General features: G+C 70.2%; 23 protein-coding genes. 10 read left to right on the forward strand and 13 right to left on the reverse strand.

Going from position 1 to position 26,022, the window contains the following annotated elements; all coding sequences use genetic code 11:
- Window positions 1-69: 69 nt before the first annotated feature.
- Entirely contained in the window at window positions 70-1,527 is a 1,458-nt protein-coding gene (locus GGQ83_RS17895) for a sensor histidine kinase (RefSeq protein ID WP_184386355.1), read from the forward strand.
- A gap of 59 nt (window positions 1,528-1,586) precedes the next feature.
- Entirely contained in the window at window positions 1,587-2,423 is an 837-nt protein-coding gene (locus tag GGQ83_RS17900; RefSeq protein ID WP_184386356.1) for an NAD(P)-dependent oxidoreductase, read from the forward strand.
- Between the two features lie 2 nt (window positions 2,424-2,425).
- Here the strand turns inward: GGQ83_RS17900 and mscL are convergent, their stop codons facing one another.
- The 4 genes from mscL to GGQ83_RS17920 form a co-directional block, all read right to left on the reverse strand.
- Complete coding sequence (mscL, locus tag GGQ83_RS17905; protein WP_184386357.1) at window positions 2,426-2,866, reverse strand: large conductance mechanosensitive channel protein MscL; 441 nt, start codon at window positions 2,864-2,866, stop codon at window positions 2,426-2,428.
- Window positions 2,867-2,903: 37 nt separating this feature from the next.
- Entirely contained in the window at window positions 2,904-3,779 is an 876-nt protein-coding gene (locus tag GGQ83_RS17910; protein WP_184386358.1) for a 2-hydroxy-3-oxopropionate reductase, read from the reverse strand.
- A 101-nt stretch (window positions 3,780-3,880) separates the two neighbouring features.
- A complete protein-coding gene (gene otnI, locus GGQ83_RS17915) occupies window positions 3,881-4,663 on the reverse strand; it encodes a 2-oxo-tetronate isomerase (RefSeq protein ID WP_184386359.1) in 783 nt (260 codons plus the stop codon).
- Between the two features lie 330 nt (window positions 4,664-4,993).
- On the reverse strand, window positions 4,994-6,178 hold the full coding sequence (locus GGQ83_RS17920; RefSeq protein WP_184386360.1) for a pyridoxal-phosphate-dependent aminotransferase family protein: 1,185 nt from the start codon (window positions 6,176-6,178) through the stop codon (window positions 4,994-4,996).
- A gap of 134 nt (window positions 6,179-6,312) precedes the next feature.
- Between GGQ83_RS17920 and GGQ83_RS17925 the strand changes: the two genes are divergently transcribed.
- The 6 genes from GGQ83_RS17925 (at window position 6,313) to GGQ83_RS17950 (ending at window position 12,839) form a co-directional block, all read left to right on the forward strand.
- A complete protein-coding gene (locus tag GGQ83_RS17925; protein WP_242535214.1) occupies window positions 6,313-9,162 on the forward strand; it encodes an FAD-binding and (Fe-S)-binding domain-containing protein in 2,850 nt (949 codons plus the stop codon).
- Complete coding sequence (locus GGQ83_RS17930) at window positions 9,159-9,725, forward strand: DUF924 family protein (RefSeq protein ID WP_184386362.1); 567 nt, start codon at window positions 9,159-9,161, stop codon at window positions 9,723-9,725. Before GGQ83_RS17925 ends, GGQ83_RS17930 begins: the two co-directional genes overlap by 4 nt.
- Before the next feature lie 10 nt (window positions 9,726-9,735).
- Window positions 9,736-10,341: a glutathione S-transferase family protein gene (locus GGQ83_RS17935; protein ID WP_184386363.1), complete on the forward strand. Its 606-nt coding sequence runs from the start codon at window positions 9,736-9,738 to the stop codon at window positions 10,339-10,341.
- A gap of 219 nt (window positions 10,342-10,560) precedes the next feature.
- A complete protein-coding gene (locus GGQ83_RS17940; RefSeq protein WP_184386364.1) occupies window positions 10,561-11,331 on the forward strand; it encodes a DUF1194 domain-containing protein in 771 nt (256 codons plus the stop codon).
- A gap of 158 nt (window positions 11,332-11,489) precedes the next feature.
- Window positions 11,490-12,197 (forward strand): glutathione S-transferase family protein, encoded by a 708-nt coding sequence (locus tag GGQ83_RS17945; protein ID WP_184386365.1) that lies wholly within the window; start codon window positions 11,490-11,492, stop codon window positions 12,195-12,197.
- 3 nt (window positions 12,198-12,200) lie between these two features.
- Complete coding sequence (locus tag GGQ83_RS17950; protein ID WP_184386366.1) at window positions 12,201-12,839, forward strand: VOC family protein; 639 nt, start codon at window positions 12,201-12,203, stop codon at window positions 12,837-12,839.
- A gap of 162 nt (window positions 12,840-13,001) precedes the next feature.
- Here the strand turns inward: GGQ83_RS17950 and GGQ83_RS17955 are convergent, their stop codons facing one another.
- Entirely contained in the window at window positions 13,002-13,640 is a 639-nt protein-coding gene (locus tag GGQ83_RS17955; RefSeq protein WP_311728639.1) for a class I SAM-dependent methyltransferase, read from the reverse strand.
- Window positions 13,641-13,702: 62 nt separating this feature from the next.
- Between GGQ83_RS17955 and GGQ83_RS17960 the strand changes: the two genes are divergently transcribed.
- The gene (locus GGQ83_RS17960) at window positions 13,703-15,070 is read left to right on the forward strand and encodes a PleD family two-component system response regulator (protein ID WP_184386367.1); all 1,368 of its coding nucleotides are present in this window, start codon (window positions 13,703-13,705) and stop codon (window positions 15,068-15,070) included.
- 87 nt (window positions 15,071-15,157) lie between these two features.
- On the opposite strand, the gene rpmG is transcribed toward GGQ83_RS17960, so the two are convergent.
- From rpmG to GGQ83_RS17995, 7 genes are all read right to left on the reverse strand, one after another.
- Window positions 15,158-15,325 carry a 50S ribosomal protein L33 gene (gene rpmG / locus GGQ83_RS17965; protein ID WP_184386368.1) on the reverse strand — a complete coding sequence of 56 codons (168 nt, stop codon included), beginning with the start codon at window positions 15,323-15,325 and terminating at the stop codon, window positions 15,158-15,160.
- Between the two features lie 73 nt (window positions 15,326-15,398).
- Window positions 15,399-17,744 (reverse strand): ribonuclease R, encoded by a 2,346-nt coding sequence (gene rnr / locus GGQ83_RS17970; protein WP_184386369.1) that lies wholly within the window; start codon window positions 17,742-17,744, stop codon window positions 15,399-15,401.
- Window positions 17,744-20,464 carry a type I DNA topoisomerase gene (gene topA / locus GGQ83_RS17975; RefSeq protein ID WP_184386370.1) on the reverse strand — a complete coding sequence of 907 codons (2,721 nt, stop codon included), beginning with the start codon at window positions 20,462-20,464 and terminating at the stop codon, window positions 17,744-17,746. The genes rnr and topA overlap by 1 nt, the downstream gene beginning before the upstream one ends.
- Before the next feature lie 23 nt (window positions 20,465-20,487).
- Complete coding sequence (dprA, locus tag GGQ83_RS17980) at window positions 20,488-21,549, reverse strand: DNA-processing protein DprA (RefSeq protein ID WP_184386371.1); 1,062 nt, start codon at window positions 21,547-21,549, stop codon at window positions 20,488-20,490.
- The gene (plsY, locus tag GGQ83_RS17985; protein WP_184386372.1) at window positions 21,546-22,142 is read right to left on the reverse strand and encodes a glycerol-3-phosphate 1-O-acyltransferase PlsY; all 597 of its coding nucleotides are present in this window, start codon (window positions 22,140-22,142) and stop codon (window positions 21,546-21,548) included. Before plsY ends, dprA begins: the two co-directional genes overlap by 4 nt.
- Window positions 22,139-23,407 (reverse strand): dihydroorotase, encoded by a 1,269-nt coding sequence (locus GGQ83_RS17990; protein ID WP_184386373.1) that lies wholly within the window; start codon window positions 23,405-23,407, stop codon window positions 22,139-22,141. The genes plsY and GGQ83_RS17990 overlap by 4 nt, the downstream gene beginning before the upstream one ends.
- A 33-nt stretch (window positions 23,408-23,440) precedes the next feature.
- Entirely contained in the window at window positions 23,441-23,884 is a 444-nt protein-coding gene (locus GGQ83_RS17995; protein ID WP_184386374.1) for a GNAT family N-acetyltransferase, read from the reverse strand.
- A gap of 86 nt (window positions 23,885-23,970) precedes the next feature.
- Between GGQ83_RS17995 and GGQ83_RS18000 the strand changes: the two genes are divergently transcribed.
- The gene (locus tag GGQ83_RS18000; protein ID WP_184386375.1) at window positions 23,971-25,041 is read left to right on the forward strand and encodes a methyl-accepting chemotaxis protein; all 1,071 of its coding nucleotides are present in this window, start codon (window positions 23,971-23,973) and stop codon (window positions 25,039-25,041) included.
- A gap of 5 nt (window positions 25,042-25,046) precedes the next feature.
- On the opposite strand, the gene GGQ83_RS18005 is transcribed toward GGQ83_RS18000, so the two are convergent.
- Window positions 25,047-26,000, reverse strand: a complete 954-nt coding sequence (locus GGQ83_RS18005) for an aspartate carbamoyltransferase catalytic subunit (RefSeq protein ID WP_184386376.1) — start codon at window positions 25,998-26,000, stop codon at window positions 25,047-25,049.
- Between the last annotated feature and the right edge of the window lie 22 nt (window positions 26,001-26,022).

Raw genomic sequence — 26,022 nt, forward strand, 5'->3', positions numbered from 1 at the left:
GGCGCGGGCGCCCGAACGAAGTCAACCTTCGGGCGAACCATGCGTTTCTGCCCCGCAACAGCGGGACGCATGAACATGACTCACGCCGCACCGCCCGAGATGGCCACCGACCCCTTCCGGGACCTCTCGGGGCCCATGGCGGACCGCATGCGCCAGCACGACTGGCCCGCCACCTTCTTCGGCGCGCCGGCCAGCTGGCCAACCCCGCTCTGCACCCTGCTGCGGCTGATGCTCTCGGCCAACCAGCCCATGTTCATCGGCTGGGGGCATGAGGCGCGCATCCTCTACAATGACGCCTATGCCGAGGTGCTGGCCGACAAGCACCCGGCCGCGCTGGGCGAACCGCTGCTGGAGGTCTGGTCCGAAATCCGCGAGGATCTGGCCCCCATCCTGGCCGAGGTGCAGGCCAGCCGTCCCGTCCACATGGACCAGATCCGGCTGAACATGCTCCGGCGTGGCTACCTGGAGGAGACCTTCTTCGCCTTCTCCTACACCCCCATCCAGGACGAGGCCGGCGCCTGGGCCGGGCTGTTCTGCGCCTGCACCGAGACCACCGGCCAGGTGCGGCTGCAACGGGCGCTGGCCGAGAGCGAGGCGCGCGCGAGCCGCCTGCTGGAGAGCATCACCGACGGTTTCATCGCCATCACGTCCGATTGGCGCATCGCCTTCCTCAACCGCCAGGGCGAGCGCATCCTGAGCCCCTTGCAGCGCGGCACCACGAGCTTCCGCGGCGCCTCCTTCTGGGAGGCCTTTCCCGAGGTGGTGGGAACCCCCTTCGAGAAGGTGTACCGCCGCGCGATGGATCAGGGCGTGGCCAGCAGCACCGAGGCCTATTTCGCGCCGCTCGACACCTGGTTCGACCTGCGGGCCTACCCGATGGCCGATGGCATCTGTGGCCATTTCCTGGATGTGGGCGAGCGCAAGCGCGCCGAACGCCACCGCGAGCTGCTGATCCATGAGCTGGACCATCGCGTGAAGAACACGCTGGCCATCGTCCAGGCCATCGCGTCGCAGACCTTCCGCGCGACGCCCGCCCTGGCCGAGCCCACCCGCGCCTTCCAGCAGCGGCTGGGCGCCCTGGGCGCGGCGCACAACCTGCTGACGCAGCAGAGCTGGGACCATGTGTCGCTGGAGACGCTGGCGACCGAGGTGACGGCCAGCGCCTGCGACCGGCCCGAGCGCGTGACCTTGCAGGGCCCCGAGGTGATGCTGCCGCCCAAGGCCGCCATCACGCTGGCGATGGCGCTGCACGAACTCTGCACCAATGCGCTGAAGCATGGCGCCCTGACCACCGATACGGGGCGGGTGGACCTGGATTGGAGCGAGGCGGGGCCTGGCGATTTCTGGCTGATGTGGCGCGAATGGGATGGGCCGGCGCTGCAGCCCCCCAGCCATCGCGGCTTCGGCCTGCGGATGATCGAACAGGCGCTGGCGCAGGAGTTCAACGGCCAGGTCTCGCTGGAATTCCGGCCGGAGGGCTTGGTCTGCACCCTGCGCGGCCGCATGCCGGTGGAACTTCCCGCCTGACCCTGCCTGGACAGGCCACGAGCCCTGGCCGAGCATTCTCTCCAACAGGGGAGGCGGCGATGACGCAGGTGGGTTTCGTGGGCTTGGGCATGATGGGGCGGCCCATGGCGGGCAACCTGGTGGCCAAAGGGGTCGCGCTGCGGACGCATGACGCCGCGGGCCAGGCCATCGAGGGGGCGGAGGCCGTGGGCCTGGATGGCCTCGCCTCCTGCGACACCATCATCCTGATGCTGCCCGACAGCCCCGCCGTGGCCGCGGTGATGGAAGGCCTGCTGCCGGTGCTGCGGCCCGGCGCGCTGGTGATCGACATGGGCAGCTCCGTCCCCGCCGAGACGCGGCGCTGGGCGGCGGCGCTGGAGGCGCGGGGCTGCGCGATGCTGGACGCGCCCGTCTCCGGCTCCGTGCCCAAGGCGCGGATGGGGACGCTGGCCATCATGGTGGGGGGTGCCCCCGCCGATGTGGCCCGTGCCGACGCCCTGCTGCGCCTGATGGGCGAGGCCATCATCCCCACGGGCCCCGTCGGCAGCGCCCATGCGATGAAGGCGCTGAACAACTACGTCTACGCGGCCGGGCTATTGGCGGTGAGCGAGGCCGCGCTGATGGCCGAGGCGGAGGGGCTGGACCTGAACATCCTCGCCGCCGTGATGAACGCGAGCTCCGGCCGCAACATCGCGACCGAGACGAAGCTCGCGCAGGAGATCATCACGGCGCGCTATGCCGGCGGCTTCCAGCTCGGCCTCATGCGGAAGGATCTGGAGACGGCCGGGCGCATCGCGGCGGGCACGGGCACGGCGCATGCCCTGCTCGACCTTTGCCGCGCGCAATGGGGGGCGGCGGTGGAGCGACTGGGGCCGAAGGCCGACAACACCGAGATCCACCGCCATCTGAAGGGCTGACCTCAGGCGGCGCCCTTGCGCTCCGCCAGCAGGTCGCGGATTTCGGTGAGCAGCCGCACATCGGCGGACGGGACGGGGGGCTTCGCGGCCTCCTGCTTCTTCTCGTGCTCCAGGCGGCGGCGCACGGAGTTGAGCCCCTTCACCATCAGGAAGACGATCCAGGCCAGCAGCAGGAAATTCAGCACCACGGTGGCGAAGTTGCCATAGGCCAGCACCGCGCCCTGGGCGCGCGCCGCTTCCAGCGTGGTGGCCGTCACCGCCGGCGAGAGGGGCAGGAAGTAGTTGGAATAGTCCAGCCCGCCGATGATCGCGCCCGCGATGGGCATGATGATGTCACTCACAAGGGATGACACGATCCGCCCGAAGGCGGTGCCGATGACGACGCCCACCGCCAGGTCCATGACATTGCCCCTGGCGATGAACTCCCGGAATTCCTTCAGCATCGGCACCTTCCCGCAGATTGAGTGCGCGCGTAACGCCTCAGCCGAGCTTGTGGTTGGCCATGGCCTCCAGCGCCTGCACCAGGCCCGAATGGTCCCAGCCCTCGCCGCCCATGGCCGCGCAGGCGGAGAACAGTTGCTGCGCGGAAGCCGTGTTGGGCAAGGCCACGCCCAGTTCCTTCGCCGATTGCAGCGCGAGGTTCAGGTCCTTCTGGTGCAGCTTGATGCGGAAGCCCGGGTTGAAGGTGCGATTGATCATCCGCTCGGCATGGACTTCCAGGATGCGGCTGTTGGCGAAGCCGCCCATCAGCGCCTGGCGCACCTTGGCGGGGTCGGCGCCGGCCTTGGAGGCGAAGACCAGCGCCTCGGCCACCGCCTCGATGTTGAGGGCCACGATGATCTGGTTCGCGACCTTCGTGGTCTGCCCCGCGCCATTGGGTCCGACGAGGGTGATGTTCTTGCCCATCGCCTCGAACAGCGGCAGGGCGCGGGCGAAGGCGGCCTCGGGCCCGCCCACCATGATGGTCAGGGCGGCGTTCTTGGCGCCGACCTCGCCGCCCGAGACGGGCGCGTCCAGGTAGTCGCAGCCCAGCGCATTCACGCGCGCGGCGTAGTCCTTGGTGGCCGTGGGGCTGATCGAGGACATGTCGATGACCAGCTTGCCGGCGGAAAGCCCGGCCGCCACGCCGCCCTCGGCGAAGAGCGCGCGCTCCACATCGGGTGTGTCGGGCACCATGATGATGATGACCTCCGCCGCCTTCGTGGCGGCGGTGGCGTCGGGCACGATGGTGAACTGGGCGCGCGCCTCGGGCTTCAGGCTGGCGCGCTCGGGGGCGATGATCTCGTGGCCGGCCTTGGCGAGATTTTCCGCCATGGGCTGGCCCATGATGCCGAGGCCGATGAATGCGATCTTCATGTCCGGAGTGTCTCCTTGGCCGTGTGATGAATGGGTGAGCCGCCGCCCTATGATCGCGGCGCCTTCACGCCCCGCGGTCTGAAGCGGTCGGCGCGCGGCCGTCAGGCCGCACGATACTTCGCGAACCAGCCCAACCCTGCGAGCGTCTCGCCCTTCGGGCGATACTCGCAGCCGATCCAGCCGCGATAGCCGCTGGCGTCAATGGCATCGAAGACGAAGGGCCAGTTGACCTCGCCGGTGCCGGGCTCGTGCCGGCCTGGCGTGTCGGCCACCTGCATGTGGGCGATGTAGGGCAGGAGTTCGGCCGCGCGGCGCGACACGTCGCCCTCGGTGATCTGGCAGTGGTAGAGGTCGAACTGCAGCCCCAGACGCTCCGGCCCCACCGCGTTTATGATGGCCACCGCCTCGCTGGTGCGGTTCAGGAAGAAGCCCGGGATGTCGCGGTGGTTGATGGGCTCGATGATGGGCTTCACGCCGGCCTTCATGCATTCCTCCGCCGCCCAGTCGAGGTTGGCGGCGTAGGTGGAAAGCAGCGTGTCGCGCGGGATGCCGGCCGGCGTCAGCCCCGCCATGACGTGCAGCCGCGGGCAGGCGAGGGCGGCGCTGTAGTCGAGGGCGCGCTTGATTCCTTCGCGGAATTCGGCGCGGCGGTCGGGCAGGCAGGCGGAGCCGCGCTCACCATTGTTCCAGTCGCCGGGAGGGCCGTTGAACAGCACCTGGGCGAGGCCCTGGTCCTTCAGGCGGGTCGCGATCTCGGCGGCGGGGAAGTCATAGGGGAAGAGGAACTCCACCGCCTCGAACCCCGCCGCGCGGGCGGCGGCAAAGCGGTCGAGAAAGGGGAGTTCGTTGAACATCATCGAGATGTTCGCGGCAAAGCGGGGCATTCTTCTTTCCCTCAGGCGCCGGGCGCCGCCTCCGGCGGCTTGGCTGCGCGCCGCCACTGGTGTGCGTTTGGCAAGGTCGGTCTGGGCGCGCCGGCCGCCGTGCGGCCGGATACTCCCAGGGCGGCGCCATGCTGCCCGAGGGCGCGCCCGCTGCAAAGCCAGCGCGCCTCGCCCACCGGCCCCCTTCGGTAGGCGGCGCGGCTTCGCCGCGCCAACGGCCTTCCCTGCGAAGACAGGCACCAAACCGGGGCCCCCGCGAAAGCGCCGAAGGCGATTTCGTGGGGTGGTCTACCGGGGCCCCCGCGAAAATGCGCAGCGTTTTCGTGGGGATTATGCGTTGCCCGTCAGGTATTCCATCGCCGCCCGCACACCCTCCGGCTTGTGCGGCACGCCCGCGATGCGCAGCCCCATCTCGATGCCCGACAGCGTCGCCATCAGCTGCAATTCGCTGATGTCGCCCAGATGCCCGATGCGGAACACGCGGTCGTTCAACTGGCCGAGGCCATTGCCGAGCGACATGTTGAACCGCTCCACGATCGCGGCGCGCAGCGCGTTCGCGCTGTGGCCCTCCGGCAGGCGCACGCCGGTCAGCACCGAGGAATAATGCCGCGGCTCCTGGCACTGCACCTCCAGCCCCCAGGCGCGCACCGCGCGGCGGGTCGCCTCGGCCATGCGGTCATGGCGGGCGAAGACATTCTCCAGCCCTTCCTCCAGCAGCATGTCCAGCGCGGTGTCGAGCGCGTAGAGCATGTTCGTCGCCGGCGTGTAGGGGAAATAGCCCGTGGCGTTGGAGGCGATCATCGGCTTCCAGTCCCAGAAGCTGCGCGGCAGCTTCGCCTGGTCCGCCGCCTTCAGCGCCTTGGCGCTGACCGCGTTGAAGGAGAGGCCCGGCGGCAGCATCAGCCCCTTCTGCGAGCCGGAGACGGTGACGTCCACGCCCCACTCGTCATGCCGGTAGTCCATGGACGCCAGGCCGCTGATCGTGTCCACCAGCAGCAGGGCCGGGTGGCCGGCGGCATCGATGGCGGCGCGGACCTCGGCGATGCGGCTGGTGCAGCCCGTGCTCGTCTCGTTGTGGACGACGCAGACGGCCTTGATCTCGTGCCCCTTGTCGGCGCGGAGATATTCCTCGATGCGCGCGGGCTCGGCGCCGCGGCGCCAGTCGCCCTTCAGGAATTCGGGGCGGATGTCGAGCTTTTCGGCCATCTCGCGCCACAGGCTCGCGAACCAGCCCGTCTCGCACATGAGCACGCGGTCGCCGGGGGAGAGGGTGTTGACCAGCGCCGCTTCCCAGGCGCCGGTGCCCGAGGCCGGGTAGATCACCACATGGCTCTCGGTCTGGAAGACCTTCTTGACCTTGTCCAGGATCATCTTGCCCATCACGCCGAAGTCGGGGCCGCGATGGTCCATGGTGGGGTTGTCCATGGCGCGCAGCACCCGGTCCGGCACATTGGACGGCCCGGGAATCTGCAGGAAATGGCGGCCGGGCGTGGTGCGGGTCTGGAAATAGGCCATGACGGTCCTCCTGTGCTGGGCTGGGTGTGCCCCAGATCGCGCCCCCGCGCCAATGAGTTCGGCTTGTGCGGGGGATGAGGATTATCCATCTGACGCGGAGCGGCTTCGGGGCTAGATATGGCGCCATGAACGCCATGCCCGCACAGATCGGCGACAGCCGCCTCGCCCAGCGCCTGCAACGCGAAACGGAAGGGGAGGTGCTCTTCACCCCCGCCGATCGCGGCCGCTACGCCACCGATGCCTCCATCTACCAGGTCGAGCCCATCGGCGTGCTGGTGCCGAAGACAGCCGCCGATGTGGAAGCCGCCATGGCAATTTGCCGGGAGGAAGGCGTGCCCGTCCTGCCGCGTGGGGGCGGCACGTCGCAATGCGGGCAGACGGTGAACCGGGCGCTGGTGCTGGACTGCACGAAGCACCTGCGCCGCGTGCTGAACGTGGAGGGCGACACGGCGCGCGTGGAGCCCGGCATCACGCTCGGCGCCCTGAACGAGGCGCTGAAGCCGTCCGGGAAGTTCTTCCCGGTGGACCCCAGCACCTGGGCGCGCTGCACCATCGGCGGCATGGCGGGGAACAATTCCTGCGGGTCGAAGTCCATCCGCTACGGGCTGATGGCCGACAACGTCCGCGCCATCGACGGCATCCTGGCCGACGGATCGCGACACATTTTCGGCGAGGGGCTGCCCAACACCGACCTCGTGGCACGCCTGCACGCGCTGGGTGAGCGCGAGGCCGCCGAGATCGCCGAACGCTTCCCCGAACAGCTCCGCCGCGTGGGCGGCTACAACCTCGATGCGCTGACGCCGGCCGCGCGGGCCGCCGGCCGGGGAAATTTGGCGCGGCTGCTGGTGGGCAGCGAGGGCACGCTGGCCTTCTCGGCCGCGCTGGACCTCAAGCTCTGGCCCATCAAGCCGCGCAAGATGGTGGGCATCTGCCAATTCCCGAGCTTCCGCCGCGCCATGGAGGCGTCCAAGCACCTGGTCACGCTCGACCCCGAGGCGGTGGAGCTGGTGGACCGCACCATGATCGAGCTGGGGCGCTCCATCCCCATCTACCGCCCCATCATCGAACGCATGCTGATCGGAGAGCCGGACAGCCTGCTGATCGTGGAGTTCCACGGCCATGAGGACGGCCCCCTGCTGGCGGCGCTGGACCGGCTGGAGGAGATGATGGGCGACCTGGGCCTGCCCGGGATGGTGGTCCGCGCGACGGACGCCGGTTTCCAGGCCGAGGTGGCGGAGGTGCGCGAGGCCGGCCTCAACATCATGATGTCCATGAAGGGCGATGCGAAACCCGTCTCCTTCATCGAGGACGCGGCGGTCTCCCTGGAAGATCTGCCCGACTACACCGAGCGCCTGACTTCCGTCTTCGACAAGCACGGCGTGAAAGGCACCTGGTATGCCCATGCCAGCGTGGGCTGCCTGCATGTGCGCCCCGTGCTGAACATGAAGGATGGCAGCGACGTCCGCCGCATGCGCGAGATCGCGGAGGAATGCTTCGCGCTCGTCCGCGAATACAAGGGCAGCCATTCGGGCGAGCACGGCGATGGCATCGTCCGCTCCGAATTCCACGAGAGCATGTTCGGCCCGAGGATCGTGCGCGCCTTCGAGGCGGTGAAGGATGAGTTCGACCCGAACGGCTTGCTCAACCCCGGCCGCGTCGTCCGCCCGCCGCGCATGGATGACCGCAGCCTGTTCCGCTACGGCCCGGACTATGCCGCGCTGCCGGTGACGCCGGCACTCGACTGGTCCGCCTGGCCCGGCCCGCAGCGCGGCCTGCTGGGTGCCGTGGAGATGTGCAACAACAACGGCACCTGCCGGAAGTTCGACGCCAACGTGATGTGCCCGAGCTATCGCGTCACGCGCGAGGAGCAGCACCTCACGCGCGGCCGCGCCAACACGCTGCGCCTGGCGCTCACAGGCCAGATCCCCGGCGGCATCGGCGGCGAGGCGGCGCAGGAGGCGATGTCCCTCTGCGTCTCCTGCAAGGGCTGCAAGCGCGAATGCCCCACGGGCGTGGACATGGCGCGCATGAAGATCGAGGTGCTGGCCGCGCGCAATGCGCGCCAGGGCGTTCCGCTGAAGGACAAGCTGATCGCGACGCTGCCGCGCTGGGCGGGCATGGCCTCGGCGGTGCCTTTCCTGGCCAATCTGCGGGACACGCTGCCCGGCCTCGCCAAGCTGTCCGAAAAGCTGCTGGGGCTCTCCGCCGAGCGCTCCCTGCCGCGCTTCCGCCGCGACGCCTTCCGGGATGGCGAAGCCCGCGCAGGCGGCGGCACGAAGGAGGTGATCCTCTTCGCCGACACCTTCAACCGTCACTTCGAACCCGAGAACCTGCGCGCCGCCGTGCGTGTGCTGGCCGCCGCCGGCTACAATGTGAAGCCCGCGCAAGGGGAGGGGAGCCGCCCACTCTGTTGCGGCCGCACCTACCTCGCCGCCGGCATGGTGGACGAAGCGCGGGCCGAGGCGCGGCGCACCCTGGCCGCGCTCGCGGGTTCCGATGCGCCGGTGCTGGGCCTCGAACCCTCCTGCCTCATGACGCTGCGTGACGAGTTCACCGCCCTGCTGCCCGGCGCGGAATCGGAGGCGCTGTCCAGTCGCGCCTTCCTCGCCACTGAATTCCTGGAGAAGGAAGGCACGCTGCCGGCGCTGAAGCCCGTGGCGGCGGCCGCGCATATCCATGGCCATTGCCACCAGAAGGCCTTCGGCGCCTTTCCCGCCGCGGTGAAGGCGCTGCGGCGGGTGCCGGGCATGGAGGTGAAGCCCATCGCGTCGTCCTGCTGCGGCATGGCCGGCGCCTTCGGCTATGAGGCGAAGAACATCGAGGCCTCCAAGGCCATGGCGGAACTCTCGCTGCTGCCGGCCGTGCGCGCGGCGCCCCAGGGCGACATCATCGTGGCCGACGGCACCTCCTGCCGCCATCAGATCCAGGATCTGTCGGGGCGCGAGGCGCTGCACTCCATCCGCGTGCTGGAGCGCGGGCTGTGAGGGAGATCCTGGACTTCTGGTTCGCGGACGGCCCCGACACCCCCCGCAAGGCGTGGTTCCAGCGCGATGATGCCTTCGACGCCGAAATCCGCGCCCGTTTCGGCACCCTGGTCGCTCCCGCGCGCGAGGGCACGCTGGATGGCTGGGCCGCCACGCCCGAGGGCGCGCTGGCGCTGCTGATCCTGCTGGACCAGTTTCCCCGCAACCTGTTCCGCGGCCACCCCCACGCCTTCGCCAGCGACGCCCATGCGCGGTCCCTGGCGCGGGAGCTGGTGCTGCGCCAGCGGATGGATCTGCGCGTGACGCCCACCCAGCGCCCCTTCTTCTACCTCCCCTTCGAGCATGCCGAGGACATGGCGGCGCAGGACCTCTCGGCGGCCTTGTTCGAGGGGCTGCGCGACAACCCCGCCGCCGCCGCCCCAGGGGGGAGCATCGACTATGCCTGGCGGCACCGCGTCATCATCGCGCGGTTCGGCCGCTTCCCCCATCGCAACGCCACGCTCGGCCGCGAGAGCACGCCAGCGGAGCTGACCTATCTGGCCCAGCCCGGCGCCGGATTCTGAAGGACCACCCATGCAACTCGTCGGCCGTTTCCTCTCCCCCTTTGTGCGGCGCGTGGCCGCGACGCTGAACCTCTACGGCCTGGAGTTCACCTCCCTGCCGCTGGCCACCACGACCGATGGCGCGGCCATCGCGGGCTACAACCCGGTGGGCCGCGTGCCGAGCCTGATCCTGGAGGATGGCGAGGTGCTGGTGGACAGCAACGCCATCCTCGACCACCTGGACGAGGTGATGGGTGAGGCGGCCCTGACGCCCCATGCTGGCGCCGAGCGCCGCCTCGTGCTGCGCGCCACGGCCATCGGCGTCGGCGTGATGGAAAAGACCGTCCAGGCCTATTACGAGACCGCCCGCCGGCCTGAGGCGCTGCGCTGGGCCGAGGGCGCGGCGAACCTGCAGGCCCAGGCGCAGGGCGGTTTCGCGGCGCTGGAGGCGATGGCGGAGGGCGATTTCCTCTGCCTTGGCCGGCTGACCCAGGCCGATGTGACGGCGGTGGTGGCGCTCGACTTCGCGGCGAAGGTGCTGCCCGCCCTGGTGGAGGGCAGCTACCCGCGCCTGCACGCGCTCAGCGCCCGGCTGAACGCCGATGCGCGGGTGGGGAACACGGCCTTCAAGGGATAATTCCCCTTCACGCTTTGTTCAGGCCGCGCCGGGCATAACCCTGGCGCGGCCAAAAGGCGGTGCCTTCCCATGCGCGAAAATAAAACATGCTGCAATGCAGCAAAAAGGTCTTGATCCCTGACCTGACTTCCCCATAATGTTACGCATACGGGAGAAATCGCTGCACGGCCCTTCACGCCGACCCCGTCAGGGGGGAGGCACCGGACGAATGAGGGTCAGATGCAACGTCGTCATTTCCTTGCCACCACCGCCGGCCTGGCCCTTCCCGCCCCGGCGCTGCTGCTTCACCGCCGCGCCGAGGCCGCCCAGCGCCTGGCCGAACCCGACCCCGTGGATGTGGAGCTGGTCCTGGCCGTGGATGTCTCCCGCTCGGTGGACGCCGTCGAGATGGAGATGCAGTTCAACGGCTATGCCGCCGTCTTCCGCGATCGCTCCTTCATCGAGGCCATGACGCACGGGCCCATCGGCAGCATCGCCGTCACGCTCTTCACCTGGTCCGACTGGAACATCCAGGAACATCTGGTGCCCTGGGCGAAGCTGGACAGCCCCGCCGCCGCCGAGCGCTTCGCCGCCGCGATCGATGCCGCACCCCGGCGCACCCATCTCTACACCTCCATCTCGGCCGCCATCGACTTCGCCTCCAACCTGTTCGGCCGCGGCTATGAGGGCACGCGCCGCGTCGTGGACATTTCGGGCGATGGCATCAACAATTCCGGCCGCGAGGTGGCCGATGCGCGGCGCGATGCACTGGACAAGGGCATCGTCCTGAACGGCCTGGCCGTGCTCGACCGCACGCCGCCGCCGCCGGGTCTGATGCCCACCCAGCCGCTGGACGAGTATTTCCAGGAACGTGTGATCGGCGGCCCTGGCGCCTTCCTCATGGTCGCGGATGGTTTCGAGAGCTTCGGCCAGGCGGTGCGCCGCAAGATCATCCGGGAGATCGCGGCGGCACCGCCACCCGGCCCGGTGGTGGAACGCGCTTACGGCTAGATCGGGATGCGTTGAGGTGGAATCGCCGAAAACGCTGAATCCCGCTCTCAACGATGGCCGGAGCAGTCTGCGTGACCGCATGTGAACGCAGCATGCTCTAGCTTGCGGCGGGCGCGGGGAGCCTCCATCGTTCGGCACCCCCGAACGAGGACCCGCCCATGCCCGCCACCCTGCGCCTTCACAGCTGGCCCACCCCCAATGGCCACAAAGTTCATATCCTGCTGGAGGAGCTGGGCCTGCCCTATGAGGTGGTGCCCGTGAACATCGGCGCGGGCGAGCAGTTCCGCCCCGAATTCCTGGCCATCACCCCCAACCATCGCATCCCCGCCATCGAGGACCCGGAGGGGCCGGACGGCCAGCCGCTGGCGCTCTTCGAGAGCGCGGCGATCATGATCTACCTGTGCGAGAAGACCGGCAGCGCCCTGCTGCCGGCCTCGGGTGCGGCGCGCCACATCTGCCTGCAATGGCTGATGTTCCAGATGGGCGGGGTGGGCCCCATGTTCGGCCAGTACAACCACTTCGCGGCCTATGCGCCGGAGAAGCTGCCCTATGCCATCACCCGCTATTCCAACGAGGTGCAGCGCCTGCACCGCGTGATGGAGAAGCGCCTGGGCGAGGCCGAATACCTGGGTGGCGACGCCTATACCATCGCCGACATCGCGACCTTCCCCTGGGTGCGGAACCCCGATCGCCGCGGCATTGATCTCGCGCATTTCCCGAATGTGAAACGCTGGCACGATGCCATCGCGGCCCGCCCGGCCGTCCAGCGTGGCGTGGCCGTACTGGCCGAGCGCCAGCGCCAGGGTCAAATCACGGACAAGGAACGCGAGAACATGTTCGGCGCCACACAGTTCCAGGCCAGGTGAGACATGGCCGAGATTGATCACATCGTCCTCGGCGCCCGCACGCTCGAGGAGGGCGCCGCCTTCGTCGAGCGCCTGCTGGGCGTGAAGCCCCAGGCCGGCGGGCGACACGAGGGGGCCGGCACGCACAACATGCTGCTGGGCCTCGGCCCCGATTGCTATCTGGAGGTCATCGCCCCCGACCCCGCCCAGCCCGAGCCGCCGCACCCGCGCCTCTTCGACCTGGACGACGCGGCCACGCGCACCATGCTGGAATCGGAACCGCGGCTGCTGAGTTGGGTGGCGCGCACGCCGGCCATGGACGCCGTGATGGGCCGGCTTGGCCCGCGCGGTGGCGAAATCCGCGAGATGCAGCGGGGCGACCTGCATTGGCGCATGGCCATCCCGCCGCAACGGCAGGACATGGACAACCTCATCCCCGCGCTCATCGAATGGAAAGGTGAGCGCGCGGGCAAACGCCTGCGCGACAGCCACTTCCGTCTGGTCGGGCTGGAGGCCGAGCACCCCGAGGCCGAGCAGGTCCACGCCGCCTTGCAGGAGCGCGGCCTGGGCGAGGCGCTGCTGGTGAAGCGCGGCGCGCACCCGCGGTTGATCGCGAAGCTGCGCGGGCCGAAGGGCGACGACATCGCCCTGACCAGCCGGTAACCCACTCATCCCCCGCCGGAACGGGGCTGATGCCCGGTTCGGCGGGGTTTTCGCGGTGCATGGGGGCGTGTTAATCCAACGGTGATGTCATCACACCCCCGTCAGGCTGCGGCCCCGAAAGGCGCCGGTACCACCGTCTTGCGCGCCGCGCGCCGGGCGTCGTCAGGCCGCGCCGGGACGGTAGCGCCACACGCTAGCGGGTGGAAAGTTGAGCGGCGTCCAGGCGAGGCGCCGCGCCCCCAGCGAAAGCTTGTCGTAGGGCAGGGGCGAGGTGATGCAGTAGGTGTAGAGCAGGAAGCCCTTGCCGGGCGCCACGCTCTCCACCGCGTCCACGAAGGCCTGCTGGCGCTCCAGCGGCAGCAGCACGAGTGGGATGCCGCAGATGGCCGTCCCGATTCGGTTCTGCATATGGGCGGGCAGGGCGTTCTTCAGGTCGAAGGCGTCGCCGCAGATCACGTTCACGCCAGGCAGGCTCTCGCGCAGGAACTCGGCCATCTCGGGCACGATCTCGACCACGATCAGCTTGTGCGCGGGCACGCCTGCCGCCAGGAGGGCGCGGGAGATGACGCCGGTGCCGGCGCCCAGTTCCAGCACATATTCCTCGGGCTCACGCTCCACCGCCGCGGCGATGCGCCGGCACAACGCCGGCGAGGACGGAATGATGGACCCCATCTGAAGGGGGTTGCGCAGCCAGCGCCGGAAGAACAGGCTGGCGTTGGCCGTCTCGCCCGTGGGGCTGGAGGATTGCGGCCCCTGCTGCGGCCGTGCGGGGGTGTTGATGCCGGGGGTGATTTCGGACACGTGGCACTCCTGTTCTGTTACAAGCCCGCTCCGGGCCTCGTTGACTGTCCTGGAGGCCGGCAATGACCGCCCGCATCCTCGCGGTGGACGACATCGCGACCAATCTGCGGCTGCTCGAAGCGAAACTTCAGGCCGAGTATTATGAAGTTCTGCTCGCCTCCAGTGGCCAGGAGGCTTTGCAGGTCGCTTTCACACAATTGCCAGATGTTATTCTTCTGGATGTCATGATGCCCGGGATGGACGGGTACGAAGTCTGCCGGGCGCTCAAGGCCGATATCCGCACACAGCATATTCCCGTCGTCATGGTCACCGCGCTGACGGACAGCACGGAACGGGTGCGGGGCCTCGAAGCCGGGGCGGATGATTTCCTCTCCAAACCGGTGGACAACGCCACACTTTTCGCCCGGTTGCGCGCGCTGCTGCGGGTGAAGCAGGTGCAGGATGCCTGGCGCCTGCGTTCGGATACCGCGCGGGAGCTGGGGATAGACAACCCCGCGCCGCCGGCCATCTCGGTCCAGGGCGCCAGGGCACTGATCCTGAACTCCGATGCCGAGGAGGCGCGCGCCGTGCGCGAGGCCCTGCTGGCCGACGACATGATCGTCTACACGGTGACCAGCGTGGACGAGGCCTTCCAGCGCCTCTCGAAGGGCGATGTGGACCTCGCCCTGCTCGCCTTGCCGGTGGATCCGGGCGAGGTGCTCCGCCTCGCCTCCCGCCTGCGCGCCCAGAACGCCACGCGCGACCTGCCGCTGATCCTGCTGGCGGATTCGCACCAGAAGAACGAGGTGCTGCGCGGCTTCGACCTGGGCGCCAACGACCATTGCTTCCGGCCAATGGACCCCAACGAGCTGCGCGCCCGCGCCCGAAACCAGGTGCGCCGCAAGCGCTACCAGGAGAGGCTGCGCGCGGACCTCGACCGCTCCCTGGAAATGGCGGTGACGGACCAGCTCACGGGGCTGCGGAACCGCCGCTATGTCCGCCGCCATCTGGACAGCCTGCTGCGGACCGAGGCGGCCGCGGTGCTGATCCTGGACATCGACAAGTTCAAGGCCATCAACGACACCTACGGCCACAATGTCGGCGATGCGGCCCTGCGCGAGGTGGCCGAGCGGCTGCGCGAGCAGCTGCGCGCCGTGGATGTGGTCGCCCGCTATGGCGGCGAGGAGTTCCTGGCCGTGCTGGTCGGCGCCCAGGCCCAGGCGGCCATGCTGGTGGCCGAGCGGCTGCGCGAGGCGGTGGCGATCCTGCCCGTCCAGTCGGAGGGGCATGTCGTGCCCATCACCATCAGCATCGGGGTGGCGGTGGGCGAGCCCGGCATGCCGGCCGACCGGCTGATCGGCGCGGCGGATTCGGCCCTCTACCGCGCAAAGCGCGACGGGCGGAACCGTGCCTATCTGGCGGGCGAGGAAGACGCCACAGCCGCCAGCTGAACGGCGCAACAGTAAAGCCCCGCACCCGGAAGGGTGCGAGGCGAAATGCGTCCGGTGTGGCGATGCCCCCCGTGAGGGGGCATCAGCTCACTTGATCTTGGCTTCGCGGAAGACGACGTGCTTGCGCGCGACGGGGTCGTACTTCTTCAGCTCCAGCTTGCCCGTGGCCGTGCGGGTGTTCTTCTTCGTCACGTAGAAGTAGCCGGTGTCGGCCGTGCTGGTCAGCTTGATGAGGATGGTGTTGGCCTTGGCCATGATCTTACTCTTTGCGCTCGAAACCGGGAGGGGCTGTTTCTAACGTCCGGGGGCCAGAGGTCAAGGGCGGAGGTCAAGCCTTGCGCTTCCGCCCGCCCCGCATGGGTGCCGGCTTGCCGCCCATCTGCAATTCGAAGAGCAGGCTGCCGGTCTGGCCATTGGCCTCGCGCAGCCGGGCCTCCACCGGGTCGCCGAGCGCGATCACCTGGCGGGATTGCCGGCCGAGCAGGCGGCGGTTGCCCTCCTCCACGATCCAGAAATCCTGCGGCAGGGCCTTCATGGGCACGAAGCCCGAGGCGCCTGTCTCGTCCAGCGTCACGAAGAGGCCGAAGGCGTGGATGCCCGAGACCCGGGCGGCGAAGACCGCCCCCACGCGCTCGGCCAGGTAGGCGGCGAGGAAACGGTCCACCGCCTCGCGCTCGGCGGCGGCGGCGCGGCGTTCGGTGGCGGTGATGTGCTCGGCCGTGTCGGGGAAGCGGGCGGCCTCGGCCTCCGTCAGGCCATCGCCGCCCAGCTTCAGGCCCCGCACCAGCGCGCGATGCACCAGCAAATCCGCATACCGCCGGATGGGGGAGGTGAAATGGGCGTAGCGGGACAGCGCCAAGCCGAAATGGCCCAGATTGTCCGGCTCATAGGCCGCCTGGGACTGGCTGCGCAGCACCGTCTCGTTGACCATGCGCGCCTCGGGCCGGTCCTTCACCTTCTCCAGCAGGGCGGCGAAGTGGCTGGGGCGGATGGTGCTGGTGGCGGCCAGCGTCAGGTCGAGCGTGCCGAGGAACTCCCGCAGCGACTTCAGCTTCTCGTCCGAGGGGGGCGCATGGACGCGGTACATGCAGGGCTGGCTGAGGCGCTCCAGCTCCTCCGCCGCGCAGACATTGGCGGCCACCATGAATTCCTCGATGAGGCGGTGGCTGTCGAGGCGCGGGCGGGGGACGACGCCGGTGACGTTGCCCTCCGCGTCCAGCAGGACCCGCCGCTCGGGCAGGTCCAGTTCCAGCGTGCCGCGCCGCTCCCGTGCCGAGAGCAGGGCGCGGAAGGCGCCGTAGAGGCGGCCCATATGGCCGGCGGCCAGGCCCTGCGGCTCCTCCCCCGCGTCCTGGGCGGCCTGCACCTCCTCATAGGTGAGGCGGGCGGCGGAGCGCATCAGGCCGCGCCCGAAACGGTGCGACTGCTTGTTGCCCTGCCCGTCGAAACGCATCTCGACGAAGAGGCAGCCGCGATTCTCGTTCGGTCGCAGGCTGCACCAGCCATTGGACAGCGCCTCGGGCAGCATGGGGACCACGCGGTCGGGGAAATAGACGCTGTTGCCGCGGGTCCAGGCCTCGCGGTCCAGCGCGCTTCCCGGCGTCACGTAATGCGCGACATCCGCGATGGCCACGATGATGCGCCAGCCATCCCCATCCGGCTCCGCGAAGATGGCGTCGTCGAAATCGCGCGCGTCGTCGCCGTCTATCGTCACCAGGGGGATGTCGCGCAGATCGGTGCGGGTGCCGAGCGCCACCTCGCGCGCCGCCTCGGCCTCGCGCTCGGCCTCGGCCGTGAAGATGTCCGGGATACCATGGGTGTGAATGCAGATGAGTGAGACCGAGCGCGGCTCGCCCACCACGCCCAGCCGCTCCACGATGCGCGCGGGGCGCAGGCCGAAGCCCGTCGAGGGCAGGCTCTCCGCCAGCACGATCTCGCCGCCCTTGGCGCCGCCCTCCTCGCCGGGGGGCACGGCCCACTCGGCCTTCTGCCGACGGTCGGTCGGGATGATGCGGCCGTCCTGGAACACGCCCAGGATGCGCTTGCGGTCCTGCGGCTGGCCGAGGCGCTTCAGCGTGCGCCCCTCATACTTGTCGCCGCCCAGGTGCTTCAGGCGGGCCAGCACGCGCTCGCCGGTGGCCAACGCCGTCTGGCCGCGCCGCTCGGGGTGCATGTAGACCACGGGGCGGCCGGCACCCTCCCAGTTCAGGGGGCGGGCGATGGGGTCGCCATCGGGGTCGGTGCCGAAGATTTCCACGACGCCCGTCTCGGGCAGGGTCTCGCGCACCGCCCGCACGGGCTTGGCGCCGGGCGTACCGCCCCCCACGAAGCTGCGCTTGCCCATCGGCGCCGTGGTGCCGTCCAGCTTGATCTCGGAGAGCAATTGCCGAAGGGCGGGTCGCTGCTCGGTCGGCAGGCCGAAATGCTTGGCGATCTCGGTCTTGGACACACGGCCGCCCGTGGTGGCCAGGAAGTCGCGGATTTCGGTCTTGGAGGGCAGGGTATCACGGCGCGGCGCCGCCTTTACCCGTGCGCGCGGCAGGGGGGCGGTCTCGACTTTCGGCGCGGCCACGTCATCCGCGCGGCGCTTGGCGTTGGATTTCCGGGCGGCGCGCTGGGTGCCGCCGGCTTTCTTGGCCTTCTGGCCCTTCGCCGGCGGCCCCATGCGGGGCATCAGCCGCCCGCCTTCTTGGTCGCGGCCTTCTTCGCGGCGGGCTTCCTGGCGGGCGCCTTCTTGGCCGGGGCTTTGGCGGAGGCGGCCTTCTTCGGCGCTGCCTTCTTTGCCGGCGCCTTCTTCGCGGCGGCGGGTGCCACCTCGGCCTTGGGCGCCGCCGCCTTCTTCGCCGGCGCCTTGCGGCCCTTCATGCCCTTCTTGGGCGGCAGCTCCTTGCCCTTTTCGGCCAGCAGCTTCACCGCTTCGTCCAGCGTCACGGCCTCCATCTCGGTGCCGCGCGGCAGGTTCGCCACGCGGGTGCCGTGCAGCAGGAAGGGGCCGAAACGCCCGCGCCGCACCTCAACCGCCCCGCCACCCTGCGGGTGCTCGCCGATCGTGATCCCGCGCGGCTTTGCATCCGCCAACAGGGCGACCGCGCGGTTCAGCCCGATGGTCAGCGGGTCATCGTCGCGGTCCATGGATTTGCTGAGCGCGCCCATCTTCAGATAGGGCCCGAAGCGGCCGAGGTTGGAGCTGATTTCCTCGCCCGTCTCCGGATGCAGCCCCACGATGCGCGGCATGGAGAGCAGCGCGAGTGCGGCGTCCAGCGTCATCGTCTCCGGGTCCATGCCCCGCGAGAGGCTGGCGCGCTTGGGCTTGGTGGGCTTGCCCTTGGCGTCCACGCCGCCCTCGCCCAACTGCGCATAGATGCCATAGGGCCCGCGCCGCAGGGACACCTCCTGCCCGGTGGCCGGGTCGGTGCCCAGCACGCGCACGCCATCGGCCAGCGCCTGCTGGCCCTCGCCCTCAGCCCCCGGCACGGCCAGCGGCCGCGTGTAGCGGCATTCCGGATAGGCCGAGCAGCCGATGAAGGCCCCCGTGCGCCCCAGCCTCAGCCCCAGCCGCCCGTTGGAGCAGGAGGGGCACACCCGCGGGTCGCCGCCATCCGCCTGGCGCGGGAAGAAATGCGGCCCCAGCTCCTCGTCGAGGCGGTCAATGACGTCGCTGATCTTGAGGTCGGCCGTCGCCTCGATGGCGCCGTGGAAGTCCCGCCAGAACTGGTGCATCACCGCCCGCCAGTCGGCGCGCCCGCCCGAGATGTCATCGAGCTGCTCCTCCAGACCCGCCGTGAAACCCGTGTCCACATAGCGTTCGAAGAAGGCGACGAGGAAAGCCGTGACCAGCCGCCCGCGGTCCTCCGGCATGAAGCGCCGCTTGTCGAGCTTCACATATTCACGGTCCTGCAAGACCTGCAGGATGGAGGCGTAGGTGGAGGGCCGGCCGATGCCCAGCTCCTCCATCTTCTTCACCAGCGAGGCCTCGGAAAAGCGCGGCGGCGGCTGGGTGAAGTGCTGGCTGGCCGTGACGTCGTGGCGCTTGGTGGGCTCGCCCTGGCGCATGGGGGGGAGGATGCGGCTGTCCTCGTCCTCGCTGGAGGCGCCGTCATCCACATCCTCGCGATACAGCTTCAGGAAGCCGTCGAAGGCGATGACGCTGCCATTGGCGCGCAGCCTGGTGCGGCCCGTGGGCTCCACCAGCTCCACCACCGTCTGGTCGAGTTCCGCGGACTGCATCTGCGAGGCCACGGCCCGCTTCCAGACGAGTTCGTAAAGCTTGCGCTGGGCGTCGTTCAGGTAGCGCGCCGCCTGTTCCGGTGTGCGGGTCACGTCGGTGGGGCGGATGGCCTCGTGGGCCTCCTGCGCGTTCTTGGCGCGGGAGGAATATTCGCGCGGGGCGCCGGGCAGGTAGTCCTCGCCGAACTGGGTCTTGATGTGGCCGCGCAGTTCCTGGATGGCCTCGCGCGCCATCTGTACGCCATCCGTCCGCATATAGGTGATGAGGCCCACCGTCTCGCCGCCGATGTCCACGCCCTCATAGAGCTGCTGGGCGGTGCGCATCGTCATCTGCGCGCCCATGCCGAGCTTGCGGCTGGCTTCCTGCTGCAAGGTGCTGGTCTGGAAGGGGGCGGGCGGATTGCGCTTGACGCGCTTCTTCTCGACCGAGCCCACGGTGAAGGTCGCGGCCTCGACCGCGGCCTTGGCCGCCATGGCCGTGGCCTCGTTGGGCAGGTCGAACTGATCGAGCTTGCGGCCCTCGTGATGCGTCAGCCGCGCCTGGAAGGGCGCGCCGCTGACCGTCGCCATCCGGGCCTCGATGGTCCAGTATTCGCGGGCGACGAAGGCCTCGATCTCGGCCTCGCGCTCGCAGATGAGACGAAGGGCGACGGACTGCACGCGCCCGGCCGACTTCGACCCCGGCAGCTTGCGCCACAGCACGGGCGAGAGGTTGAAGCCCACCAGGTAGTCCAGCGCGCGGCGCGCCAGATAGGCCTCGATCAGCGGCGTATCGAGCTTGCGCGGGTGGGCGATGGCATATTGCACCGCCCGCTTCGTGATCTCGTTGAAGGTGATGCGCTGAACCTGCACGCCCTTCAGCGCGCCGGACTTCTGCAGCATGTCCTGGACATGCCAGGAAATCGCCTCGCCCTCGCGGTCCGGGTCGGTGGCGAGATAGAGGCGCTTGGCGCCGCGCAGGGCGGAGGAGATGGCCTTCATCTGCTTCTGGCCGCGCTCATCCGCCTCCCAGTCCATGGCGAAATCCTCCTCGGGACGGACGGAGCCATCCTTGGGGGGCAGGTCGCGCACATGGCCGAAGCTGGCCAGCACCTTGTAATCGCCGCCGAGGTATTTCTCGATGGTCTTGGCCTTGGCCGGGCTCTCGACGACAACGATGTCGGTCACGTCTGGTCCTTCCGGGCCCTGCTTCAGCGCAAAGCCACCCGATTCCCGGGCAGAGTTTCGATCCGTCCGGCAAGCTCCAATTCCATGAGCGCGCCGGCAAGTACGGACGGCGATAGCTGGCAGCGCCGCCCCAACTCGTCAACCGAGATGGCCGTCGGACCCAGGGATTCAAGAAGTTGGGCGGCCGCATCCGAGGGGGCGGGTGGCGCTTCCCTCGGTAATTCAGGGGCTTGGGGCAGGGTGTCGAGCAGCATTCGCCGGCGGGCGACAGGGGCGGTGGGCAGGTGGTCCAGCACATCGGCCGCCGTTTCCGTGATCTGCGCGCCGCGCCGCAGCAATTCATTGGAGCCCCGGCAGCGCGGATCGAGGGGGTGGCCGGGCACGGCGAACAGCTCCCGCCCCGCCTCGGCCGCCAGCCGCGCCGTGATGAGCGTGCCCGATTGCAGCGCCGCCTCCACCACCACGACCCCCAGCGACACCCCGGCCACGATGCGGTTGCGGCGGGGGAAATGCCGCTCGCGCGGGGCGGCGCCGAGCGGGGCCTCCGACAGCACGAGCCCCCCTTCGGCCGCGATGCGCGCCTGGAGCTTCGCGTTCTCGGGCGGATAGGGCTGGTCGAGGCCCCCCGCCACCGCGGCCACCGTCCGCCCCGAGCGCAGCGCGCCCAGATGCGCCGCGGTATCAATGCCGCGCGCCAGGCCCGAGACGATGGTGATGTCCCGCACCGCCAGCGCATCGGCCAGGTCCTCGGCGAAGCGGCGGCCCAGCGCCGAGGCGTTGCGCGCCCCCACCATGGCCACGCAGCGCTGATCCAGCGCGGCCATGTCGCCCTGCGCCGCCAGCAGCAGCGGCGCGTCGTCCAGCTCGGCCAGCAGGGAAGGGTAGCCGGGGGCGCCCAGGAACAGGAGGTGGGCGCCCATGCGCTCCAGCGCCTCCATCTCCCGCAGCGCCACGTCACGCGGGCAGGCGCGGGGGCCGAGGGCGTCCAACGCCGCTTCCGCGCTGCCATGCCGCGCCATCAGGCGGCGGTGCATCGCGGGCCCCACCCCCTCGGTGCGGGCGAGGCGGAAGGCGGCGAGGCTCATTTTCCGGCGCCGATGCGCGGCTCCGTGCCCGCCAGCAGCCGGCGGATATTCTCCTCGTGCCGCAGGAAGACATAGGCGGCGATCAACAGCACCGCCACGCCCGACCACAGCGGCAGCACCCCCAGCGCCACCAGGGCCGCCACCGCCATGGCCGAGAGAGCGCCCACCGAGGAGATGCGCGACAGCCGCGCCGCCACCAGCCAGGTGACGGCCGCGGCGACGAAGACGCCCCAGCCCAGCCCCAGCATGACGCCCAGCGCCGTCGCCACCCCCTTGCCGCCCTTGAAGCCGAGCCAGAGCGGGTGGCAATGCCCCAGCACCGCCGCCACCGCGGCCACGGGCGCCAGATGCGGCCCGAACCACGCCGAGACCAGCCAGACGGCGACGGCGCCCTTCAGGAAATCCAGCGCCAGCGTCGCCGCCGCCACCTTCTTGTTGCCCGTCCGCAGGACGTTGGTCGCGCCGATATTGCCGGAGCCGATGGCCCGGATGTCGCCCAGCCCCGCCGCCCGCGTCAGCAGCAGGCCGAAGGGGATGGAGCCCAGCAGCATGGCGCCCACCGCGGCCAGGAAGGTCTCCAGCACCGTGATCATCCGAAGACGCGCCTCCCCGCCTTGAAGGTTGCCAGCACGCGGCCCTCCAGCGCCCGCCCGTCGAAGGGCGAGTTCTGCGCCTTGCCCGGCAGGGCGCCGTCCCGCACCTGCCAGGCGCGGTCGGGCGCCACGAGGCAGAGGTCCGCCGGGGCGCCTTCCTTCAGGTGTCCGGCCTCCACCCCCAGGAGCGCGGCCGGACGGCAGGTCAGCAGGGCCAGCGCGTCGCGCAGCGAAATGTCCCCGCCATGCACACGGGCCAAGGTGACGCCCAGCAGGGTGGCGAGCCCCGCCCCGCCCGCCTCGGCCTGGGCGAAGGGCAGGCGCTTGTCATCCGCGTCGCGCGGCTGGTGGTCGGAGGCGATGGCATCAATCGTGCCATCGGCGAGCGCCGCCACCACGGCCAGCCGGTCGGCCTCGGCGCGTAGCGGCGGGCTCAGCTTCGCATAGGTGCGGAAATCGCCGATGGCGGTCTCGTTCAGGTCGAAATAAGGGGGGGCCGTGTCGCAGGTGACGCGCAGACCCTCTTCCTTTGCGGCGCGGATCAGGTCCAGCGCCGCCGCCGTGCTGACATGGGCGAAATGCACATGGCCGCCGGTGAGGCGCGCCAGGGCGATGTCGCGCGCCACCATGATGGCCTCGGCGGCGGCGGGCATGCCGGGCAGGCCGAGCCGGGTGGCGAGCTCCCCCTCGGTCGCGGCCCCCTGGCCGGCCAGCGACGGTTCCTCCGGGTGCTGCACCACCATGGCGCCGAAGCCGCGCGCATAGGAAAGGGCAAGCCGCATGGTGCGCGCGGGCCCGATGGCGTGCTTTCCGTCGGTGAAGGCCACGGCACCCGCCTCGCGCAGCAGCCCGTATTCGGAGAGTTCCTTCCCCGCGCAGCCCTTGGTGGCGGCGGCATAGGGCAGCAGCGTCAGGCTGCCGGTCGCCTCGCCGCGGCGGATCATGAATTCGACCAGCGCGGGGTCGTCCAGCGCCGGGTTGGTGTCGGGCAGCACAGCCAGGGTGGTGATGCCGCCCGCCGCCGCGGCCTGCGCGGCCGAGGCGATGGTCTCGCGGTGCTCGGCGCCGGGTTCGCCCAGGGCGGCGCGCATGTCCACGAGGCCGGGGCAGAGGATGGCGCCGCCGGCGTCCAGCACCTCCGCCCCCTCGGCCGGCGCGCCCTTGAGGCTGGCGATGCGGCCGCCCGAGACCAGCAGCGCGCCTGGTGCGTCAAGGCCGCTCGCGGGGTTGAGGAGGCGGGCGTTGGTGATGAGAAGGTCACGCATGCGCTGGGTTATAGACGGCGTGCCCCGGCTGCGTCAGAGGGCCTTGGCCATGAAGACCCGGTCAAAGCCGCCCTGCACGGCGCGGTGGGTCTCGGCGTAGCCGAGGTGCGTGTAGAGGGCGATGTTCTCCACCATCCGCGCATGGGTGTAGAGCCGGATGCGCGCATGGCCGCGGCGGCGGGCCTCGGTCTCGGCGAAGTCCATCAGCACGCGGCCCACCCCGCGCCCGGGAATCGCGGCGGCGATGTTGTCGAGCAGCAACCCCTCCGGCGTGTCCTCCAGCACCAGCAGGCCCGCGAGGCCGCCCGCTTCCTCCAGCACCCAGGCCTGCCCGGCCGCGATCCGGGCGGCGTAGTCATCGCCCATGGGGCCGGGCTCCCGCCCCAGGCGCGGCACGTAATGGGCGTAGGCGGCGCGGACGAGGGCGGCCAGGGCCGGGGCTTCGTGGGGACGGGCGGGGCGGATGGCGTGATCCATGGCGCGAGCTTAGGCGGCACGGCCGGTGCAAGAAATCCTTCACGCTTTTCGCCGAATTGGCAGGGGTGCACCCGGAGAGTTATGGAATGAACACAACCGCATGCCCCGCAACCGGGCAGCCGCCGGGCGAAGCCGCCGCCCCCGAGCGCGTCCTGGCGCTGGCCGGCAGCGCGGCCGCCGTGGCGGCGGGCAAGGTGCGCGCCATCCAGGCCATCACCCGCCAGACGCGCGTGCTGGCGCTGAACGCCACCATCGAGGCCGCCCGCGCGGGCGAGATGGGGCGCGGCTTCGCCGTGGTGGCGGGCGAGGTGAAGAACGTGGCGGGCGAGGTCGCGCGCTTGGCCACCGAGATGGACACGGAACTCTCCTCCGCCTTCGACGACCTTCGCGCGGTGGGCCGGCGCATGGTGCAGGAGACGCGCGGCCAGCGGATGGTGGACCTGGCGCTGAACGCCATCGAGATCATGGACCGCAACCTCTATGAACGCACCTGCGACGTGCGCTGGTGGGCCACCGATTCGGCCCTGGTCGAGGCGGTCGCCGACCCCTCCGCGCCCTGCCTCGCCCATGCGACGAAGCGGCTGGGCGTGATCCTCTCGGCCTACACGGTCTACCTGGACCTCTGGCTGGCCGACGCGCAGGGCCGCGTCGTCGCCCACGGCCGTCCGGACCGCTTCCCCGGCGTGGCGGGCCTCGACGTCTCCCGCGAGGTCTGGTTCCAGCAGGCGCGGGCCAGCCGCAGCGGCGATGACTTCGCCGTGGCCGACATCGCGCCCTGCGCGCCGCTGGGCGGCGTGCCCGTCGCCACCTATGCCGCCGCGGTGCGCGAGGGGGGCGAGGCCCAGGGCCGGGTGGTGGGCGTGCTCGGCATCCATTTCGACTGGGCGCCCCAGGCCGAGGCGGTGGTGCGCGGCGTGCGCCTGCACCCGCATGAGGTGGCCAGCACCCGTGCCCTGCTGGTGGACCGTGATGGCCGAGTGCTGGCAGCCTCCGACGGGCATGGCGTGCTGTCCGAGACCATCCCTATCCCGTCACATGCGGGGCCTTCGGGCGTGTTCGAGGCGGCCGACGCCCGCTTCGCTCACCACGTCACGCCCGGCTACGAGACCTATCGCGGCCTGGGCTGGCGGGGCGTGCTGGTGCAGCGCCAGCCGTGATGATGTCAGGCGTTGCGCCGCAGGGCGCGCGCCAGCACGTCCAGCACCGCCATCCGCACGGCCACCCCCATCTCCACCTGCTCGCCGATCACGCTGCGCGCGGCGTCGTCGGCCACCGCGCTGTCGATTTCGACGCCGCGATTCATGGGGCCGGGGTGCATGACGATGGCATCGGGCTTGGCATGGGCCAGCTTGGCGGCGTCCAGCCCATAGAAGCGGAAGAATTCGCGCGGGGAGGGAACCAGGCCGGAATTCATCCGCTCGCGCTGCAGGCGCAGCATCATCACCACATCGGCGCCGTCCAGGCCCGCGCGCATGTCGTGGTGGACCTCCACACCCAGCCGCGCGCATTCGCTGGGCATCAGCGTCGGCGGCCCCACCACCCGCACCCGCGCGCCCATGGCCGACAGCAGATGGATGTTGGAGCGCGCCACGCGGCTGTGCAGCACATCGCCGCAGATGGCGACGATGAGGTTCTCCAGCCGCCCCTTCCGCCTGCGGATGGTCAGCGCGTCCAGCAGGGCCTGGGTCGGGTGTTCATGCGTGCCGTCGCCGGCATTGATGACGGCCGCATCCACCTTCTGCGCCAGCAGGGCCGGTGCGCCGGACTGCGCGTGGCGGATCACCAGCAGGTCCGTGTGCATGGCGTTCAGGGTGGCGGCGGTGTCGAGCAGCGTCTCGCCCTTGTTCACGCTGCTGGTCGAGACGGACATGTTCACGATGTCCGCCCCCAGCCGCTTGCCCGCCAGCTCGAAGCTGGTGCGGGTGCGGGTGCTGTCCTCGAAGAAGAGGTTGATGAGGGTTCGGCCCTTCAGGAGGTCCCGCTGGGTCTTTCCCTGGCGGTTCAGCAGGGCGTAGCTCTCGGCCAAATCGAGCAGGGCCGAGATGTGCGGCGGTTCCAGCCCCTCGATGGCGAGCAGGTGGCCGGAGGGGAGGATGGGATAGGAGAAACCGCTCATGGCCGAGCGGTTTACCCCTTCG

This window comes from Roseococcus suduntuyensis, assembly GCF_014196305.1.
Taxonomy (GTDB): domain Bacteria; phylum Pseudomonadota; class Alphaproteobacteria; order Acetobacterales; family Acetobacteraceae; genus Roseococcus; species Roseococcus suduntuyensis.

What these genes read in the sequence shown, in the direction of transcription:
- otnI (WP_184386359.1), bottom strand. Translation starts at nt 4,663, where the DNA reads ATGCCCCGCTTTGCCGCGAACATCTCGATGATGTTCAACGAACTCCCC.
- GGQ83_RS17960 (WP_184386367.1), top strand. Translation starts at nt 13,703, where the DNA reads ATGACCGCCCGCATCCTCGCGGTGGACGACATCGCGACCAATCTGCGG.
- GGQ83_RS17900 (WP_184386356.1), top strand. Translation starts at nt 1,587, where the DNA reads ATGACGCAGGTGGGTTTCGTGGGCTTGGGCATGATGGGGCGGCCCATG.
- mscL (WP_184386357.1), bottom strand. Translation starts at nt 2,866, where the DNA reads ATGCTGAAGGAATTCCGGGAGTTCATCGCCAGGGGCAATGTCATGGAC.
- GGQ83_RS17925 (WP_242535214.1), top strand. Translation starts at nt 6,313, where the DNA reads ATGCCCGCACAGATCGGCGACAGCCGCCTCGCCCAGCGCCTGCAACGC.
- dprA (WP_184386371.1), bottom strand. Translation starts at nt 21,549, where the DNA reads ATGAGCCTCGCCGCCTTCCGCCTCGCCCGCACCGAGGGGGTGGGGCCC.
- GGQ83_RS17950 (WP_184386366.1), top strand. Translation starts at nt 12,201, where the DNA reads ATGGCCGAGATTGATCACATCGTCCTCGGCGCCCGCACGCTCGAGGAG.
- rnr (WP_184386369.1), bottom strand. Translation starts at nt 17,744, where the DNA reads ATGCCCCGCATGGGGCCGCCGGCGAAGGGCCAGAAGGCCAAGAAAGCC.
- GGQ83_RS17990 (WP_184386373.1), bottom strand. Translation starts at nt 23,407, where the DNA reads ATGCGTGACCTTCTCATCACCAACGCCCGCCTCCTCAACCCCGCGAGC.
- GGQ83_RS17995 (WP_184386374.1), bottom strand. Translation starts at nt 23,884, where the DNA reads ATGGATCACGCCATCCGCCCCGCCCGTCCCCACGAAGCCCCGGCCCTG.
- GGQ83_RS18000 (WP_184386375.1), top strand. Translation starts at nt 23,971, where the DNA reads ATGAACACAACCGCATGCCCCGCAACCGGGCAGCCGCCGGGCGAAGCC.
- plsY (WP_184386372.1), bottom strand. Translation starts at nt 22,142, where the DNA reads ATGATCACGGTGCTGGAGACCTTCCTGGCCGCGGTGGGCGCCATGCTG.
- GGQ83_RS17940 (WP_184386364.1), top strand. Translation starts at nt 10,561, where the DNA reads ATGCAACGTCGTCATTTCCTTGCCACCACCGCCGGCCTGGCCCTTCCC.
- GGQ83_RS18005 (WP_184386376.1), bottom strand. Translation starts at nt 26,000, where the DNA reads ATGAGCGGTTTCTCCTATCCCATCCTCCCCTCCGGCCACCTGCTCGCC.
- GGQ83_RS17895 (WP_184386355.1), top strand. Translation starts at nt 70, where the DNA reads ATGAACATGACTCACGCCGCACCGCCCGAGATGGCCACCGACCCCTTC.
- GGQ83_RS17945 (WP_184386365.1), top strand. Translation starts at nt 11,490, where the DNA reads ATGCCCGCCACCCTGCGCCTTCACAGCTGGCCCACCCCCAATGGCCAC.
- GGQ83_RS17920 (WP_184386360.1), bottom strand. Translation starts at nt 6,178, where the DNA reads ATGGCCTATTTCCAGACCCGCACCACGCCCGGCCGCCATTTCCTGCAG.
- rpmG (WP_184386368.1), bottom strand. Translation starts at nt 15,325, where the DNA reads ATGGCCAAGGCCAACACCATCCTCATCAAGCTGACCAGCACGGCCGAC.
- GGQ83_RS17910 (WP_184386358.1), bottom strand. Translation starts at nt 3,779, where the DNA reads ATGAAGATCGCATTCATCGGCCTCGGCATCATGGGCCAGCCCATGGCG.
- GGQ83_RS17935 (WP_184386363.1), top strand. Translation starts at nt 9,736, where the DNA reads ATGCAACTCGTCGGCCGTTTCCTCTCCCCCTTTGTGCGGCGCGTGGCC.